Raw genomic sequence first — 17,192 nt, forward strand, 5'->3', positions numbered from 1 at the left:
CCCCCTATCCTGCATGCCTGCATCTATGGGGGGTTTATGGCGCGTTTTCTGTTTTGTAGTTTTGCACTGGTTCTGCTTTATCCATCGGGCATTGATATGTATCTGGTGGGATTACCGCACATCGCCCGCGATCTGGGTGCCAGCGAAGCGCAGTTGCATATTGCGTTTTCGGCCTATCTCGCGGGGATGGCGTCGTCGATGGTCTTTGCCGGGAAAATAGCGGACAAAGCCGGACGTCAGCCTGTCGCGATAACCGGTGCCATCATCTTTGCACTGGCCTCCATACTCTGTTCGCAGGCACAGAACAGCACGCTGTTCCTGTCAGGACGCTTTATCCAGGGCATTGGTGCCGGCGGTTGCTACGTCGTCGCCTTTGCGATTTTGCGTGATACGTTAAGCGCCCAACGTCGCGCTAAGGTGCTGTCGATGCTGAACGGCATTACCTGCATTATCCCGGTGCTGGCCCCGGTCGTGGGCTATATGATCATGCTGAAATTCCCGTGGCAGAGCCTCTTCTGGACGATGGCGGCGATGGGTGCGCTGGTGTTTATCCTGTCGATCGCCGTGCTAAAAGAGACCCATCCAGGCTCGCAGAATAGCGGTCATACCGCGACGATTCACCCTGCCGAGAAACTGTTTAACCGCTTCTTCCTCAGCCGTCTGGCCGTGACCACGTTAAGCGTGGCGGTGATCCTGACCTATGTAAACGTTTCCCCGGTTTTGCTGATGGAGACCATGGGCTTCGATCGCGGTGAGTATTCAACGGTGATGGCGTTAACCGCGATGGTGAGTATGGCCGTTTCATTTTCGACGCCGTTTGCGCTGAACGTCTTTCGTCAGCGCACGCTGATGCTGACCTCACAGGTTTTATTCCTCACCGCAGGCATCATCCTGGCGACCGCCAGCACACATGCGGTAATGCTGGTGGGCATTACCCTCATTTGCGCCGGGTTCTCGGTGGGTTTTGGCGTGGCGATGAGTCAGGCGCTCGGTCCGTTCTCGCTGCGGGCAGGCGTGGCAAGCTCGGTGCTGGGTATCGCCCAGGTCTGCGGCTCGTCCCTGTGGATATGGCTTGCGGCGGTCATCGGACTTAACGCGCTCAATATGCTGATCGGGATTCTGATTGGCTGTAGCATGCTCTGCATCATCTTACTTATGGTCATCCAGCCCGCGGCGCATTATGAAGAAGCCCATCAGCAGTCTCGATCTTAACCTGTTGCTTTGCCTGCAGCTTTTGCTGCAGGAGCGCAGCGTCACCAAAGCGGCGAAGCGGATGAACGTGACGCCGTCGGCGGTGAGTAAATCACTGGCCAAACTGCGTGACTGGTTTGACGACCCGCTGTTTGTCAAAACGCCGTTAGGGCTGCTGCCAACGCCGCTGACGGTGAGCCTGGAGCAGGATCTGGCCGACTGGATGCAAATCGGCAACCAGATCCTCGATAAATTCCACCATGACGCCCCGGGCGGGCTGACGTTCGTGCTGGCCGCCGAAACGCCGTTGATGCTGATCCGCTTTAATGCCCTGCTGGAGCAGGTGAACCTGCGCTACCCGCAGGCTACGGTGAAGATGCGCCACTGGGATTACGACTCGCTGGACGCCATTACGCGTGGAGAAGTGGATCTGGGCTTCACCGGCCGTGAAACGCATCCGCGCTCACGTGAATTGCTGAAGCTGATGCCGTGGTTTATCGACTATGAGATCCTGTTCAGCGACCGTCCGTGCGTGTATCTGCGTGAGGATCACCCTGCGCTGCAGGATGAGTGGAACCTCGAGACCTTCCTGCGCTATCCGCATATCAGCATCTTCTGGGAACGCAGCGACACCTGGGCGCTGGACGAGGTGCTCAAAGAGATGGGGCGGGAGAGAAACATTGCCATGAGCGTACCGGGCTTTGAGCAGTCAATGTTTATGGCGGCACAGCCCGGCCATAACTATATCGCTACGGCTCCCCACTACTGCCATCACTACAATCAACTCCACCAGCGGAAGCTGATCGCCCTTCCCATTCCCATTGACGAAGCGCAGGCCGAAAAGCTTACCGTTCCCTTCACGCTGATCTGGCATAAACGTAACAGCCACAATCCGAAAATTCTCTGGTTACGGGAGACCATTAAGGCGCTGTACGGTGCGAGCGATCCAATTTTTGCCTAAGAAAATGTAAAGTTCGGTCCTGAGGCTTCTCATACGCACATTTACTGATTAAAACAGGAGTCAAGTTAAGCGATAATCATGTAACCGTTTAACCGAATACGACCATTATCAAGGAGCGAAAAATGGCAACGCACTTTGCAAGAGGGATACTTACTGAAGGACGTCTCGTATCGGCCAGACTCTCTTCTTCCTGCCTCAGTGAAGCAGGCAAACTTCCGGAACACCGCAGGTCGCGCTTTTTAGCCTCCCGGGCGCTTCTCGCCGAGCTGCTGTTCATGCTGTACGGCACCAGCGAACTGCCGGAGATCATCACCCAACCAGAAGGTCGCCCGGTTTTTGCCGACCCGGAACTCCCTCGTTTTTCCATTGCCTACACGGGCAATATCATTGGCGTCGCACTGACCACCGAAGGGGACTGCGGGCTGGATATGGAACTGCAGCGCGCGACGCGTGGCTTCCACGGTGCCAACCCGCACGATGACTATCCGCTCTCAAGTAATGAGCAGCTTTGGGTGCGCAACCAGAACGATCCCAGCGAGGCCAGAACCCAACTCATCACCCTGCGCCAGAGCATTCGCAAGCTCTGTGGATGCGCCTCAGACGACGCCAGCCAACTGCAACTGCTGCCCGGCTCCGGACGCCTGCGTGCCACTAAAGCCGCGCTGGTAGAAGCGCTCTGTGACGCAGAGGATGTGCTTATTTGGTCCATTGCGGTTACCCCCGCCATCGAGCGCATGAAAATCTGGGAATTTGACAGTCAGCAGGGATGGCGTAGCCTTCCTGATGTGCCCGAGCGCGCCAACGAGCCCGCCGCACGCCTGATGCGATTAACCAGTTTACCGGCAGAAAAAGCATACACTCTTAGCTGATCCATTCAGGGTCATCATGATGAAACAGGAGTAATCATGTCTGATACGTTGAAAGTCGTTACGTTACTGGGAAGCCTGCGCAAAGGTTCGTTTAATGGGATGGTTGCCCGCACGCTGCCGCAACTGGCACCCGCAGGTATGGAGATAAGCGCCCTGCCGTCTATCGGCGACATCCCGCTTTATGATGCAGACGTACAGCAGGAGGAGGGTTTCCCGCAGAGCGTGGAAGCGCTGGCAGAGCAGATCCGCCAGGCCGACGGTGTGGTCATCGTCACCCCGGAGTATAACTACTCGGTTCCGGGTGGTCTGAAAAATGCCATTGACTGGTTATCCCGTCTGCCGGAACAGCCGCTTTCAGGTAAGCCGGTACTGATCCAGACCAGCTCTATGGGGGCGATTGGCGGCGCACGTTGCCAGTATCATCTGCGCCAGATCCTGGTTTTCCTGGATGCAATGGTGATGAACAAGCCGGAATTTATGGGCGGAGTGATTCAGAACAAGGTCGACCCGCAGACGGGTGAAGTGGTGGATCAGAGCACGCGTGACCATCTCTCTGGCCAGCTGACGGCGTTTGGGGATTATATTAAGCGGGTGAAGGCGTAAGGTGAAGTGCGGGCTGATGCCCTCACCCTGTCCCTCTCCCACCGGGAGAGGGTACAAACACTAAAGCCCTTTTCTTCGAAAAGGGCTTGCTGTTTATTTCGCGTCAATAAACACAATCTTCAGTACAAACAGCAGCGCGACAACGATGACGCACGGGCTGAGATCGCGGAAACGGCCGGTACCGATCTTCATTACGCAGTAAGAGATAAAGCCCAGCGCGATACCTTCGGTAATCGAGAAGCTGAATGGCATCATCACGGCGGTAATAAACGCCGGCACCGCTTCGGTTAAATCATCCCACTTCACGCGCGACAGGCTGGAGGTCATCAGCACCCCCACGTAGATCAGCGCACCCGCCGCCGCGTACGGAGGAACCATACCCGCCAGTGGCGAGAGGAAGATCACCAGCAGGAACAGAATACCCACCACAACCGCCGTCAGACCGGTACGGCCACCCACAGACACCCCGGAAGAGGATTCGATGTAAGCGGTAACAGACGAGGTCCCGATTAATGAGCCGGTCACAGAGGAGATACTGTCCACAAACAGCGCCTGCTTCATGCGCGGGAATTTGCCTTTTTCATCTGCCAGACCCGCCTTGTCGGTCACGCCAATCAGCGTACCGGAGGAGTCGAACAGGTTCACCAGCATGAAGGAGAAAATCACGCCCGCCAGGCCCAGGTTCAGGGAACCCGCCAGATCGACATGGCCAACAACGGTTGAGACACTCGGTGGCGCGGAGACGATGCCGTTATAGTGAACGTCACCCAGCATCCAGCCCAGCAGCGTGGTCACTACGATGGAGACCAGCACCGCCGCATGAATATTGCGGGACGCAAGGATAGCGATGATAAAGAAGCCCAGCACGCCCAGCAGGACGTTATGAGAGGTCAGGTGACCAATGCTCACCAGCGTTTCCGGGTTCGCCACGATGACACCGGCGTTTTTCAACCCCATCATCCCGATAAACAGACCGATACCGCTGGTGATGCCCACGCGCAGGCTCACAGGAATGTTCGCAATCATCCAGTAACGCACGCGGAAAATGGTCAGCAGCAGCAGGCCAACCGCGCCCCAGAAGATGGCGCCCATACCCACCTGCCATGGCAGCCCCATCGCCTGAACAACGACGAAGGCGAAGAAGGCGTTCAGACCCATCGCCGGGGCCAGTGCGACCGGCAGGTTAGCGAACACGCCCATCAGAATGCTGCCCAGTGCTGCGATCAGACAGGTAGTCACGAAGACGGCGCTGGTATCCATGCCAGCAACGCCCAGAATTTGTGGGTTAACAAAAACGATATAAACCATCGTCAGGAAGGTGGTGAAACCGGCGATCACTTCGGTGCGTGCCGTCGTGCCGTGCTCGCGCAGTTTAAACACGCGCTCAAGCAGACCCTGACCAGATGTCTGGGTAGTATGTTGTTGACTCATCATCAATTTCCGAACAAGGAGGGAAAATTCGTCGCTATCCTATACCAAAATGCGACAATAGTGGCGGTTACGTGATACTTTTTTCATTGATTTTGCTTATACGGCAACGATTGCGTTCCGGTAAACGGCGGTACGTAAACGTTAAACTTGTTAAAAGGGAAAGGCATGTCCGGAATTGAAGCGGTATTTTTCGACTGCGACGGTACGCTGGTCGACAGTGAGGTCATTTGTTCCCGCGCGTATGTCACCATGTTCCAGGAATTTGGCATTACGCTGGCGCTCGAAGAGGTGTTTAAACGCTTTAAGGGCGTGAAGCTCTACGAGATCATCGACATCATTAACGAAGAACACGATGTCGACCTGGCGAAAGCGGATCTGGAACCGGTGTACCGCGCCGAGGTCGCTCGCCTGTTCGATTCAGAGCTGGAAGTCATTCCGGGGGCAAACGCACTGCTGGATGCCATGACGGTACCGATCTGCGTGGTGTCTAACGGACCGGTCAGCAAAATGCAGCACTCGCTCGGCAAGCTTGAGATGTTGCACCATTTCCCGGAAAAGCTGTTCAGCGGCTACGATATCCAGCGCTGGAAGCCCGATCCGGCGCTGATGTTCCATGCGGCAAAAGCGATGAACGTGAATGTAGAAAACTGCATTCTGGTGGACGACTCCTCTGCGGGCGCGCAGTCGGGGATTGATGCGGGGATGGAGGTGTTTTACTTCTGCGCCGACCCGCACAACAAGCCGATCGATCATCCAAAAGTGACCACCTTTACCGATCTGGCGCAGTTGCCGGCGTTGTGGAAGGCACGCGGTTGGAATATTACTCGCTGAAAAAACAAAGCCGGATGGCGCTAACGCTTATCCGGCCTACAGGGTTCGCAGGCCCGGTAAGCGCAGTGCCACCGGGCATATTCACCTGTATTACTCTTTCGGATCTTTACCCGCCAGCAGCTTGTCCAGCTCGTCGCCGCCCACGTGACGGAAGTCCTGACCTTTCACAAAGTAGAAAATGTATTCGCAAATGTTCTGGCAGCGGTCACCGATACGCTCGATAGAGCGCGCGCAGAACAGGGCCGTCAGTACACTTGGAATCGTGCGTGAATCTTCCATCATGTAGGTCATCAGCTGGCGCACGATGCCTTCATACTCCTGGTCGACTTTCTTGTCTTCACGGTAGATACGCACCGCTTCGTCAAGATCCATACGCGCAAAGGCATCCAGCACGTCGTGCAGCATCTGCACGGTGTGGCGACCCAGCGACTCCAGGCTCACCAGCAGAGGCTGGTGCTGCTGAGAGAACTTCTCCAGCGCCGTGCGGCAGATTTTATCCGCCACGTCACCAATACGTTCCAGCTCGGCGATGGTTTTGATGATGGCCATCACCAGACGCAGATCGCTCGCCGTCGGCTGACGTTTCGCGATAATGCGCACGCAGGCTTCATCGATAGCCACTTCCATCATGTTGACGTTTTTGTCGCCTTCAATGACGCGCTTCGCCAGCTCGCTGTCCTGGTTATGCATTGCCGTAATCGCATCCGAAAGCTGCTGCTCAACCATGCCACCCATGGTCATCACCTGCGTGCGAATACTTTCCAGCTCTGCGTTGAACTGGCCTGAAATGTGTTTATTAAGATTGAGGTTGTCCATGGTTTCTCCACATGCACTGAGGCAAATCAACCGTAGCGGCCAGTAATATAATCTTCGGTTTGTTTCTTCGCGGGCTTGGTGAACAGATCGTCCGTGTTACTGAACTCAATCAGCTCGCCCAGATACATAAATGCCGTGTGATCGGAACAACGCGCAGCCTGCTGCATGTTATGGGTCACGATAACCACGGTGTAATCCTGCTTCAGCTCAGTAATGAGTTCTTCAATACGACCAGTTGAGATCGGGTCCAGCGCTGAACATGGCTCATCCAGCAACAGCACTTCCGGGCGAATCGCGATACCACGCGCAATGCACAGACGCTGCTGCTGACCACCGGAGAGAGAGTAACCGCTCTGGTGCAACTTATCTTTGGTTTCGTTCCATAATGCGGCCTTGGTCAAAGCCCACTGCACGCGCTCGTCCATATCGGCACGGGAGAGTTTTTCAAACAAGCGAACGCCAAAGGCGATGTTGTCATAAATGGACATCGGGAACGGCGTGGGTTTCTGGAACACCATCCCCACTTTGGCGCGCAGCAGGGCGATATCCTGAGCCTGGGTCAGAATATTTTCCCCATCCAGGATGATTTCACCTTCAGCGCGCTGCTCCGGATAGAGTGAATACATTTTGTTAAAGGTACGCAGCAGCGTGGATTTTCCACACCCAGACGGACCGATAAATGCCGTGACCTGGTTCTTCGCGATATCCAGGTTGATGTTCTTCAGGGCATGGAATTTGCCGTAGTAGAAGTTCAAATCACGAACCTGAATCTTACCCGGGGCAGTATCAACCATACTCATTGACTCATTTCCTCATTCGGCGCCGCGATCTGCCGCGCCGTAAAAAATTAACCGTGTTTCTTCTTCGCGAAAATGACGCGCGCCAGAATGTTCAGCAACAGTACGCAAAGGGTAATGATCAGCACCCCGGCCCAGGCCAGCTGCTGCCATTCCGCGAATGGGCTCATCGCAAATTTAAAGATCGTCACCGGCAGGTTGGCGATCGGCTGCATCATGTCCGTGCTCCAGAACTGGTTGGAGAGAGACGTAAACAGCAGCGGCGCCGTTTCACCCGCAATACGAGCCACCGCCAGCAGGATACCGGTCATGATCCCGGAGACGGACGCTTTTAATGTAATCGCCGAGATCATCTTCCATTTCGGCGTACCCAGCGCGTAAGCCGCTTCACGCAGGCTGTCCGGCACCAGTTTCAGCATGTTCTCGGTGGTACGGATAACAATCGGTACCTGCAGCAGCGCAAGGGCAATCACACCCGCCCAGCCGGAGAAGTGTTCCATCTGGGCCACCACGACGGTGTACACAAACAGGCCCACCACGATAGACGGGGCCGAGAGCAGGATATCGTTAATGAAACGAATGACTTCCGCCAGCAAGGATTTACGACCGTATTCCGCCAGGTAGATGCCCGCCATGATGCCGAGCGGCGTACCAAAAACCGTCGCCCACAGGATCAGCAAACCGCTACCCGCAAGGGCATTTGCCAGACCACCACCCGCCGTGTTCGGCGGCGGCGTCATTTCGGTGAACAGCGACAGTGACATCCCGTCAATTCCGCGCACGACGGTGGAGAACAGGATCCAGACCAGCCAGAACAGACCGAACGCCATCGTCGCCATTGAGAGCGTCAGCGCAATGCGGTTTTTCATGCGGCGTCTGGCCTGCATTTTACGGCGGGATTCCGCCAGCTCAGCGGTAGCTTGCATTTCGAGAGTTGCCATTAGCGTGCCCCCTCATTTTTAGCGAGGCGCATAATCATCAGCTTGGAAATCGCCAGAACGATGAAGGTGATAACGAACAGAATCAGCCCCAGTTCCATCAGCGCTGCGACGTGCAGACCTGATTCCGCTTCGGCAAATTCATTCGCCAGCGCAGAGGTAATGCTGTTACCCGGCATATAGAGCGAAGCGCTGTCGAGCTGATAGGTGTTACCGATAATAAAGGTGACCGCCATGGTTTCACCCAGCGCACGACCTAAGCCCAGCATCACGCCCCCGATCACCCCATTTTTGGTGAACGGAAGGACAATGCGCCAGATCACTTCCCAGGTAGTGCAGCCGATGCCATAGGCCGACTCTTTCATCATCACCGGCGTTTGTTCGAAGACATCGCGCATGACCGCCGCAATGTACGGAATAATCATGATGGCGAGGATCACACCTGCCGCCAGAATACCAATACCGAAAGCCGGGCCAGAAAACAGGGCCCCCACAAACGGAATGGCAGAGAGGACATTACCCACCGGCTCCTGGAAGTACGTGGCGAACAGCGGCGCAAAGATAAACAGGCCCCACATGCCGTATACGATACTTGGAATGGCCGCCAGCAGTTCTATGGCGATCCCCAGTGGACGACGGAGCCAGCCCGGCGCCAGCTCCGTCAGGAACAGGGCAATACCGAAGCTTACCGGAACCGCAATCAGCAGGGCGATGAACGAGGTCACCAGCGTACCGTAAATCGGCACCAGTGCACCGTAGATATCGTTCGGCGCATCCCACTCTTTACTCCACAGGAAGGAGAAACCGAATTTCTGAATGCTCGGCCAGGAGGAGAAAATCAGGGACACGATAATGCCGCCCAGCAGCAATAGCACAATCAGCGCAGCCAGTTTGACCAGTGCGCTGAAAATCATGTCACCTTTTTTACCCGGAGGGTTAAATGCAGGCTTGGTTGCAGCCATAAATTACTCTTCTGTTTGAGACGTTTTTACGAATATGCCCGGTGGCGCTGACGCTTACCGGGCCTACAGAGTAAACCGTAGGGCGGGTAAGCGCAGCGCCACCCGCCATCTTCGTTAAATATATCCTGTTAGTACAGCGCTTTACCGCTGCTGTCTTTGACGTTGGTCTTCCATGCAGCACGGATCTGCTCAACCACGTTGTCCGGCAGGGTAGCGTAGTCCAGAGCGTTAGCCTGTTTGCCACCGTTTTTGTACGCCCAGTCGAAGAACTTCAGCACTTCAGCGCCCTGCTCAGGTTTCTTCTGCTCTTTGTGGACCAGAATGAAGGTGGTAGAGGTGATTGGCCACGCACCTTCGCCTTTCTGGTTAGTCAGGTCCTGAGCGAAAGATTTGCTCCAGTCAGCGCCTTTCGCGGCGTTGGCAAAGTTCTCTTCGGTCGGGCTAACCGGTTTGCCGTCGGCAGAAACCAGTTTGGTGTAGGACAGGTTGTTCTGCTTCGCGTACGCATACTCTACGTAGCCAATTGAACCTGGCAGACGCTGTACGAACGCAGCGATGCCGTCGTTCCCTTTACCGCCCAGACCGGTTGGCCAGTTAACAGTAGAGCCGGAACCAACTTTAGATTTCCACTCTTCGTTCACTTTTGCCAGGTAGCTGGTAAAGACGAAAGAGGTACCGGAACCGTCCGCGCGGCGAACCACAGCGATGTTCTGAGAAGGCAGCTTCAGGCCAGGGTTGAGTTTAGCGATCGCTTCGTCATCCCATTTTTTGATTTTGCCCAGGTAGATGTCACCCAGCGTTTTGCCGTCCAGCACCAGCTCACCCGACTTCACGCCCGGCAGGTTGATAGCCAGAACCACACCACCGATCACGGTAGGGAACTGGAACAGGCCTTCCTGAGCCAGTTTGTCATCAGACAGCGGAGCATCTGATGCGCCGAAATCAACCGTGTTAGCGGTAATTTGTTTCACGCCACCGGAGGAGCCGATACCCTGATAGTTAACCTTATTACCGGTTTCTTTCTGGTAGGTATCCGCCCATTTGGCATACACCGGCGCAGGGAAGGTTGCACCAGCGCCAGTCAGGCTTGCTTCTGCAAATACAGAGAACGCGCTCAGAGATAAGGTCGCGGCGACAACAGTTGCGACAGTGGTACGCATAACTTTCATAATGTCTCCTGCAAGATTTTCGTAAATCGTTGTTTAGTGGCTACGATGAGCAAAATAGGACAAACAGGTGACAGATAAATGTACGAATTATGACAGTTTTATGACAATGGAAATTTCACTTAAAGACCAGCAAAATAAAGCTTAATTTTCATCGTGTTAGCCGCATTTATGACAAGACATTTTCAGAAATATTTTCTTTATGTGACACTGAAAAAGTAGCTGAAGATGACAAATTGTCATCAATAAAAACGCGAAAGGATTGATTAAAAACAAACCAGGTGGGGTAAAAAAGCTCCACCCGAAGGTGGAGCCTGGAGGGATTATTCGACGGTGACAGATTTCGCCAGGTTACGCGGCTGATCAACGTCAGTGCCTTTGATCAGCGCAACGTGATAGGCCAGCAGCTGCAGCGGAACGGTGTAGAAGATCGGGGCAATGACCTCTTCTACATGCGGCATCTCGATGATGTGCATGTTGTCGTTGCTGACAAAACCGGCATCTTTGTCGGCGAAGACGTACAGGACACCACCGCGGGCGCGCACTTCTTCGATGTTAGATTTCAGTTTTTCCAGTAGTTCGTTGTTTGGTGCTACAACGATGACCGGCATATCAGCATCAATCAGCGCCAGCGGACCGTGTTTCAGCTCGCCTGCCGCATAGGCTTCAGCGTGGATGTAAGAGATCTCTTTCAGTTTCAGCGCGCCTTCCAGCGCAATCGGATACTGATCGCCACGGCCCAGGAACAGGGCGTGATGTTTGTCAGAGAAATCTTCCGCCAGAGCTTCAATGCGTTTGTCCTGGGAGAGCATCTGCTCAATACGGCTCGGCAGCGCCTGCAGACCATGAACGATGTCATGCTCAACAGAGGCATCTTCACCTTTCAGACGCGCCAGTTTCGCCACCAGCATCAGCAGAACCGTCAGCTGAGTAGTAAACGCTTTGGTAGAGGCCACGCCGATTTCAGTGCCGGCTTTAGTCATCAGCGCCAGATCGGATTCACGCACCAGCGAAGAACCCGGAACGTTACAGATGGCCAGAGAGCCCAGGTAACCCAGCTCTTTTGAGAGACGCAGCGCGGCCAGAGTATCTGCCGTTTCACCAGACTGAGAAAGGGTGATCATCAGGCTGTTGCGACGCACCGCGGATTTGCGGTAGCGGAATTCCGAGGCGATTTCGACGTCGCACGGCACGCCCGCCAGGGATTCAAACCAGTAACGAGAGACCATACCGGAGTTGTAGGAGGTGCCGCAGGCCACGATCTGAATGTGCTCAACCTTGCTGAGCAGTTCGTTCGCGTTAGCACCCAGCTCGCTCAGATCCACTTCACCGTGGCTAATGCGCCCGGTCAGGGTATTTTTGATGGCGTTTGGCTGCTCGTAAATCTCTTTCTGCATGTAGTGACGATAAGCGCCTTTGTCGCCCGCGTCGTACTGCAGGTTAGATTCGATCTCCTGGCGCTTCACCTGCTCGCCTTTGGTATCGAATACGGTCACGCTGCGGCGGGTCACTTCCGCGATATCGCCCTCTTCCAGGAAGATAAAGCGACGGGTCACCGGCAGAAGTGCCAGCTGGTCAGAGGCGATAAAGTTTTCACCCATGCCCAGACCGATAACCATTGGACTACCGGAACGTGCGGCCAGCAGCGTGGACGGGTCGCGGGAGTCCATGATCACCGTACCGTACGCACCGCGCAGCTGAGGGATAGCACGCAGCACCGCGTCACGCAGTGTACCGCCCTGCTCCAGCTCCCAGTGCACCAGGTGAGCAATCACTTCGGTGTCGGTTTCAGAGACGAAGGTATAACCGCGCGCTTTCAGTTCTTCGCGCAGCGGTTCGTGGTTTTCGATAATGCCGTTATGCACCACCACGATGTGTTCAGACACATGCGGGTGCGCGTTGCCTTCTGACGGTTCGCCGTGCGTCGCCCAGCGGGTGTGCGCAATACCGGTACCACCGTGCAGCGGATGTTCTTCCGCGGCCTGGGCCAGCATCTGCACTTTACCGAGACGGCGCAGACGGGTCATATGACCTTCTGCATCGACAACAGCCAGACCGGCAGAGTCGTAACCACGGTATTCCAGACGACGTAAACCTTCGAGAAGGATTTCAGCAATATCACGCTGCGCAACTGCGCCAACAATTCCACACATAATTTTAGATTCCGAATTTAGGCATGATGCCTGCGTTGTCGCTGACCTGTATTTGCCCTTTCCGGGCGCCCCGAGCCTTGTAGAGAGTGGGGTTATTTTTATGGGTACTGCTTTTGGGGGGAGGATTATATTATCCCCTCACCCCGGCCCTCTCCCCAAAGGGGCGAGGGAGAAAAACACCGCACCGAACGATCCCCTCTCCCTTTGGGGAGAGGGTTAGGGTGAGGGGTAAATCCGTTACTTTTTCTTCACCGGGCGTTTCCAGCCCTGCTTGTGTACCTGCGGTACGCGGCTTAATACCAGCTCGTTATCCGCGACGTCACGTGTCACCGTCGTTCCGGCAGCAATCGTTACGCCGTTACCCACGGTCACCGGTGCCACCAGCTGAGTGTCTGAGCCAACGAACACATCATTACCGATGATGGTTTTAAACTTATTCGCGCCGTCATAGTTACAGGTGATTGTGCCTGCGCCAATATTGACGTTGTCACCAATTTCCGCGTCGCCCAGATAGGTTAAATGACCGGCTTTTGAGCCTTTACCCAGACGCGCTTTTTTCATCTCAACGAAGTTACCCACGTGAGCGCCTTCCAGCAGCTCAGCGCCAGGACGCAGACGTGCAAATGGTCCAATGGTACAAGCCGCATCCAGACGGGCATCTTCCACCACGCTGTAGGGGCTAATTTCGCAATCGTCACCGATGACGCTGTTTTTAATCACGCAGCCAGCACCAATTTTGACGCGGTTGCCCAGCGTGACATGACCTTCCAGGATAACGTTAGTATCAATTTCAACGTCGCGCCCGTGAGATAACGTGCCACGCAGGTCGAAACGTGCCGGATCGCGCAGCATCACGCCAGCCAGAAGGAGTTTCTCGGCCTGTTCGGACTGATAAACGCGCTCAAGACGGGAAAGTTGAAGACGGTTGTTCACCCCTTCGGTTTCGCTGATACGTGCCGGTTGTACCGCCACAATCTCGCGCCCTTCCTGGTACGCCATCGCAATGATGTCGGTGATGTAGTATTCACCCTGCGCGTTGTTGTTGTTGAGTTTCGACAACCAGCGTTTTAAATCAGCACCATTAGCAATCAGGATACCGGTGTTGATCTCCTGAATCTCGCGCTGTTCGTCGCTGGCATCTTTGTGTTCAACGATCCCCGTTACGTTGCCGTTTTCACGGGTAATTCGACCGTAGCCGGTTGGATCGTCCAGCACGACGGTTAACAAACCAATACCGCCTTGCGGTTTGGCATCGCGCAGACGCGTCAGCGTATCGGTAGCGATCAGCGGGACGTCGCCGTACAGCATCAGAATGTCTTCGTCATCCGCAAAGAAAGGTGCGGCCTGCTGCATTGCATGACCAGTACCCAGCTGTTCAGCCTGAAGTACCCAGTTGAGCTTGTCGTCGCTTAGCGTCTTTTTAAGCAGATCGCCACCGTGGCCGTAGACCAGGTGAACCTGACGGGCGCCCAATTCATTAGCGGCATCAATAACATGCTGCACCATTGGCTTTCCTGCCAGTGTATGAAGCACTTTAGGCAGATCGGAATACATGCGGGTACCTTTGCCTGCGGCAAGGATCACCACGCTCATCGCACTGTTTGACATACGCATCCTGACGGTAGTTTGAGTGAGAAGTAAAAACGTTTGATGCTTAAAATTCTACATCTTTTTCATCATGAATTAAGCGCCAAAAAAAAAGCCAGCCTGGGATCCAGACTGGCTTTTGTGCTTTTCAAGCCGGTGTTACATCGCTTTTTTGGTCAACTCGATAACGCGCAGTTTCGCGATCGCTTTGGCCAGCTCCGCAGACGCCTGAGCGTAATCCACGTCACCATGAGAGCTGCTAATGTGCTCTTCAGCCTTACGCTTCGATTCCAGGGCTCGCGCTTCGTCGAGATCCTGGCCACGAATAGCGGTATCGGCCAGAACGGTCACACTGCCAGGCTGCACTTCAAGAATGCCGCCGGACAGATAGATAAACTCTTCGTGACCGAACTGTTTAACGATGCGGATCATACCAGGCTTAATGGCGGTGAGCAGCGGTGCGTGACCCGGGAAAATACCCAGCTCACCTTCACTACCCGTTACCTGGATTTTCTCGACCAGACCAGAGAACATTTGTTGCTCTGCGCTGACGACGTCCAGGTGGTAAGTCATTGCCATATCACCCTCCGATTAAGGCGTTAAAGTTTTTTGGCTTTTTCCACAGCTTCTTCGATGGAACCAACCATGTAGAACGCCTGCTCTGGCAGGTGATCGTATTCGCCTTCCATGATGCCTTTAAAGCCACGGATGGTGTCTTTCAGGGAAACGTATTTACCTGGAGAACCGGTGAATACTTCCGCAACGAAGAACGGCTGGGACAGGAAGCGCTGGATCTTACGCGCACGTGCTACCACCAGTTTGTCTTCTTCAGACAGTTCATCCATACCCAGGATGGCGATGATGTCTTTCAGTTCCTGGTAACGCTGCAGCAGGGACTGTACGCCACGCGCGGTGTCGTAGTGTTCCTGACCAACAACCAGTGGATCCAGCTGACGGCTGGTGGAGTCCAGCGGGTCAACGGCCGGGTAGATACCCAGAGACGCGATCTGACGGCTCAGTACCACGGTTGCATCTAAGTGCGCAAAGGTGGTGGCTGGAGATGGGTCAGTCAAGTCATCCGCAGGTACGTATACCGCCTGAACGGAGGTGATAGAACCGGTTTTGGTAGAGGTGATACGTTCCTGAAGAACACCCATCTCTTCCGCCAGAGTCGGCTGATAACCTACCGCTGAAGGCATACGACCCAGCAGTGCAGATACTTCCGTACCGGCCAGGGTGTAACGATAGATGTTATCGACGAACAGCAGAACGTCACGGCCTTCGTCACGGAACTTCTCAGCCATTGTCAGGCCAGTCAGCGCAACGCGCAGACGGTTTCCTGGTGGCTCGTTCATCTGACCGTAAACCAGGGATACTTTGTCCAGAACGTTGGAGTCGGTCATTTCGTGGTAGAAGTCGTTACCCTCACGAGTACGTTCACCTACGCCCGCAAATACGGAGTAACCGGAGTGCTCGATCGCGATGTTACGGATCAGCTCCATCATGTTTACGGTTTTACCTACACCCGCACCACCGAACAGACCCACTTTACCGCCCTTCGCAAACGGACACATCAGGTCGATAACTTTGATGCCGGTTTCCAGCAGTTCCTGAGAGCTGGACAGCTCTTCGTAGGAAGGTGCCGCGCGGTGGATAGCCCAACGCTCTTCTTCACCGATGTCGCCTTTCATGTCGATTGGTTGACCCAATACGTTCATGATACGACCCAGTGTTGCTTTACCTACCGGTACTTCGATCGGATGCTCAAGGTCTTTTACTTCCAGACCACGACGCAGACCGTCGGAAGAACCCATCGCGATGGTACGCACGATACCGCCGCCGAGCTGCTGCTGAACTTCCAGCACCAGGCTCTCGTTACCATTCTGTACCTCAAGCGCGTCGTACACGCGTGGTACGGCGTCCTGAGGGAACTCGACGTCCACCACGGCGCCGATTACCTGGACAATCTTTCCAGTAGCCATCTTGAATCCTCTACGTAATTCGTAAACCTGGTTAAACCGCGGCGGCCCCCGAGACGATCTCGGTGAGTTCCTGAGTAATGCTGGCCTGACGAGCTTTGTTGTAAACCAACTGCAGCTCTTTAATCAGGCTGCCGCCATTATCGGTCGCGGCTTTCATCGCCACCATTCGTGCGGCCTGCTCGCTGGCCAGGTTTTCTACAACGCCCTGATAAACCTGTGATTCAACGTAACGACGCAGCAGGGTATCCAGCAGCGGTTTCGGATCGGGTTCATACAGGTAATCCCAGGCTTTTTGCTTCAGCTCGTCATCTTCTGATGCCGGTAACGGCAGCATCTGAGTGAGCGTTGGAACCTGAGACATGGTGTTAATGAATTTGTTGCTGACAACGTACAGTCTGTCCAGACGGCCTTCATCATAAGCCTGCAACATCACTTTAACCGGGCCGATCAGTTCGGACAGGGACGGGTTATCACCCATACCGGTCACCTGAGCGACAATGTTGCCACCAACGGAGTTAAAGAAAGAGACGCCTTTAGAGCCGATCAATGCGAGATCGCACTGAACGCCTTTTTCAGACCATGCTTTCATATCCGCCAGCAGTTTTTTGAACAGGTTAATGTTCAAGCCGCCACACAGACCACGGTCGGTCGACACCACCAGGTAGCCCACGCGCTTAACGTCGCGTTCTTCCAGGTAAGGGTGCTTATATTCCAGATTACCGTTTGCAAGGTGACCAATCACTTTGCGCATGGTTTCTGCATAAGGACGGCTGGCCGCCATGCGATCCTGCGATTTACGCATTTTGGAAGCGGCGACCATCTCCATCGCTTTAGTGATCTTTTGCGTGTTCTGGACGCTTGCGATCTTACTACGTATCTCTTTTGCGCCGGCCATGAGCTTCTCC

The 17,192-nt window shown here is 54.7% G+C and carries 16 protein-coding genes; 5 read left to right on the top strand and 11 right to left on the bottom strand.

Features of this window, described 5'->3' with window-relative positions:
* Nucleotides 1-36: 36 nt before the first annotated feature.
* The 4 genes from EKN83_RS15360 to EKN83_RS15375 all read left to right on the top strand — a co-directional run bounded on the left by EKN83_RS15360 (nucleotide 37) and on the right by EKN83_RS15375 (nucleotide 3,624).
* Nucleotides 37-1,212, top strand: a complete 1,176-nt coding sequence (locus tag EKN83_RS15360) for an MFS transporter (protein ID WP_104556733.1) — start codon at nucleotides 37-39, stop codon at nucleotides 1,210-1,212.
* Complete coding sequence (gene yidZ, locus EKN83_RS15365; protein ID WP_047959745.1) at nucleotides 1,181-2,152, top strand: HTH-type transcriptional regulator YidZ; 972 nt, start codon at nucleotides 1,181-1,183, stop codon at nucleotides 2,150-2,152. Before EKN83_RS15360 ends, yidZ begins: the two co-directional genes overlap by 32 nt.
* Before the next feature lie 122 nt (nucleotides 2,153-2,274).
* Entirely contained in the window at nucleotides 2,275-3,021 is a 747-nt protein-coding gene (locus EKN83_RS15370; RefSeq protein WP_126801245.1) for a 4'-phosphopantetheinyl transferase family protein, read from the top strand.
* 36 nt (nucleotides 3,022-3,057) lie between these two features.
* Entirely contained in the window at nucleotides 3,058-3,624 is a 567-nt protein-coding gene (locus EKN83_RS15375; RefSeq protein WP_014833835.1) for an NADPH-dependent FMN reductase, read from the top strand.
* Nucleotides 3,625-3,717: 93 nt separating this feature from the next.
* On the opposite strand, the gene adeP is transcribed toward EKN83_RS15375, so the two are convergent.
* A complete protein-coding gene (gene adeP / locus EKN83_RS15380) occupies nucleotides 3,718-5,055 on the bottom strand; it encodes an adenine permease AdeP (RefSeq protein WP_148110458.1) in 1,338 nt (445 codons plus the stop codon).
* Nucleotides 5,056-5,220: 165 nt separating this feature from the next.
* Between adeP and yieH the strand changes: the two genes are divergently transcribed.
* On the top strand, nucleotides 5,221-5,886 hold the full coding sequence (gene yieH / locus EKN83_RS15385; RefSeq protein WP_025756962.1) for a 6-phosphogluconate phosphatase: 666 nt from the start codon (nucleotides 5,221-5,223) through the stop codon (nucleotides 5,884-5,886).
* A gap of 90 nt (nucleotides 5,887-5,976) precedes the next feature.
* Here yieH and phoU read toward each other — a convergent pair whose 3' ends face one another.
* From phoU to atpG, 10 genes are all read right to left on the bottom strand, one after another.
* Nucleotides 5,977-6,702 (bottom strand): phosphate signaling complex protein PhoU, encoded by a 726-nt coding sequence (gene phoU, locus EKN83_RS15390; RefSeq protein ID WP_008500182.1) that lies wholly within the window; start codon nucleotides 6,700-6,702, stop codon nucleotides 5,977-5,979.
* Nucleotides 6,703-6,728: 26 nt separating this feature from the next.
* Nucleotides 6,729-7,502 (bottom strand): phosphate ABC transporter ATP-binding protein PstB, encoded by a 774-nt coding sequence (pstB, locus tag EKN83_RS15395; protein WP_008500183.1) that lies wholly within the window; start codon nucleotides 7,500-7,502, stop codon nucleotides 6,729-6,731.
* A 47-nt stretch (nucleotides 7,503-7,549) separates the two neighbouring features.
* Nucleotides 7,550-8,440 (bottom strand): phosphate ABC transporter permease PstA, encoded by an 891-nt coding sequence (pstA, locus tag EKN83_RS15400; RefSeq protein WP_008500184.1) that lies wholly within the window; start codon nucleotides 8,438-8,440, stop codon nucleotides 7,550-7,552.
* Entirely contained in the window at nucleotides 8,440-9,399 is a 960-nt protein-coding gene (gene pstC, locus EKN83_RS15405; RefSeq protein WP_008500185.1) for a phosphate ABC transporter permease PstC, read from the bottom strand. The genes pstA and pstC overlap by 1 nt, the downstream gene beginning before the upstream one ends.
* Before the next feature lie 128 nt (nucleotides 9,400-9,527).
* Entirely contained in the window at nucleotides 9,528-10,568 is a 1,041-nt protein-coding gene (gene pstS, locus EKN83_RS15410; protein WP_008500186.1) for a phosphate ABC transporter substrate-binding protein PstS, read from the bottom strand.
* Nucleotides 10,569-10,888: 320 nt separating this feature from the next.
* Complete coding sequence (gene glmS / locus EKN83_RS15415; protein WP_048990817.1) at nucleotides 10,889-12,718, bottom strand: glutamine--fructose-6-phosphate transaminase (isomerizing); 1,830 nt, start codon at nucleotides 12,716-12,718, stop codon at nucleotides 10,889-10,891.
* Between the two features lie 237 nt (nucleotides 12,719-12,955).
* Nucleotides 12,956-14,326 carry a bifunctional UDP-N-acetylglucosamine diphosphorylase/glucosamine-1-phosphate N-acetyltransferase GlmU gene (gene glmU, locus EKN83_RS15420; RefSeq protein ID WP_025756960.1) on the bottom strand — a complete coding sequence of 457 codons (1,371 nt, stop codon included), beginning with the start codon at nucleotides 14,324-14,326 and terminating at the stop codon, nucleotides 12,956-12,958.
* A gap of 138 nt (nucleotides 14,327-14,464) precedes the next feature.
* Nucleotides 14,465-14,884 (bottom strand): F0F1 ATP synthase subunit epsilon, encoded by a 420-nt coding sequence (locus EKN83_RS15425; protein ID WP_006177560.1) that lies wholly within the window; start codon nucleotides 14,882-14,884, stop codon nucleotides 14,465-14,467.
* A gap of 20 nt (nucleotides 14,885-14,904) precedes the next feature.
* Nucleotides 14,905-16,287 carry a F0F1 ATP synthase subunit beta gene (atpD, locus tag EKN83_RS15430; protein WP_003862362.1) on the bottom strand — a complete coding sequence of 461 codons (1,383 nt, stop codon included), beginning with the start codon at nucleotides 16,285-16,287 and terminating at the stop codon, nucleotides 14,905-14,907.
* Between the two features lie 31 nt (nucleotides 16,288-16,318).
* On the bottom strand, nucleotides 16,319-17,182 hold the full coding sequence (gene atpG, locus EKN83_RS15435) for a F0F1 ATP synthase subunit gamma (protein ID WP_025756959.1): 864 nt from the start codon (nucleotides 17,180-17,182) through the stop codon (nucleotides 16,319-16,321).
* Nucleotides 17,183-17,192 lie beyond the last annotated feature (10 nt).

Source organism: Enterobacter sp. WCHEn090032 (genome assembly GCF_003986875.1).
GTDB classification, from domain to species: Bacteria; Pseudomonadota; Gammaproteobacteria; order Enterobacterales; family Enterobacteriaceae; genus Enterobacter; species Enterobacter sichuanensis.

Bases quoted from the DNA above. Each gene is read 5' to 3' on its own strand.
- pstB (WP_008500183.1), bottom strand. From the start codon at position 7,502: ATGAGTATGGTTGATACTGCCCCGGGTAAGATTCAGGTTCGTGATTTG.
- yidZ (WP_047959745.1), top strand. From the start codon at position 1,181: ATGAAGAAGCCCATCAGCAGTCTCGATCTTAACCTGTTGCTTTGCCTG.
- glmU (WP_025756960.1), bottom strand. From the start codon at position 14,326: ATGTCAAACAGTGCGATGAGCGTGGTGATCCTTGCCGCAGGCAAAGGT.
- pstA (WP_008500184.1), bottom strand. From the start codon at position 8,440: ATGGCAACTCTCGAAATGCAAGCTACCGCTGAGCTGGCGGAATCCCGC.
- EKN83_RS15370 (WP_126801245.1), top strand. From the start codon at position 2,275: ATGGCAACGCACTTTGCAAGAGGGATACTTACTGAAGGACGTCTCGTA.
- glmS (WP_048990817.1), bottom strand. From the start codon at position 12,718: ATGTGTGGAATTGTTGGCGCAGTTGCGCAGCGTGATATTGCTGAAATC.
- pstS (WP_008500186.1), bottom strand. From the start codon at position 10,568: ATGAAAGTTATGCGTACCACTGTCGCAACTGTTGTCGCCGCGACCTTA.
- atpG (WP_025756959.1), bottom strand. From the start codon at position 17,182: ATGGCCGGCGCAAAAGAGATACGTAGTAAGATCGCAAGCGTCCAGAAC.
- EKN83_RS15425 (WP_006177560.1), bottom strand. From the start codon at position 14,884: ATGGCAATGACTTACCACCTGGACGTCGTCAGCGCAGAGCAACAAATG.
- atpD (WP_003862362.1), bottom strand. From the start codon at position 16,287: ATGGCTACTGGAAAGATTGTCCAGGTAATCGGCGCCGTGGTGGACGTC.
- adeP (WP_148110458.1), bottom strand. From the start codon at position 5,055: ATGAGTCAACAACATACTACCCAGACATCTGGTCAGGGTCTGCTTGAG.
- phoU (WP_008500182.1), bottom strand. From the start codon at position 6,702: ATGGACAACCTCAATCTTAATAAACACATTTCAGGCCAGTTCAACGCA.
- EKN83_RS15360 (WP_104556733.1), top strand. From the start codon at position 37: ATGGCGCGTTTTCTGTTTTGTAGTTTTGCACTGGTTCTGCTTTATCCA.
- EKN83_RS15375 (WP_014833835.1), top strand. From the start codon at position 3,058: ATGTCTGATACGTTGAAAGTCGTTACGTTACTGGGAAGCCTGCGCAAA.
- pstC (WP_008500185.1), bottom strand. From the start codon at position 9,399: ATGGCTGCAACCAAGCCTGCATTTAACCCTCCGGGTAAAAAAGGTGAC.
- yieH (WP_025756962.1), top strand. From the start codon at position 5,221: ATGTCCGGAATTGAAGCGGTATTTTTCGACTGCGACGGTACGCTGGTC.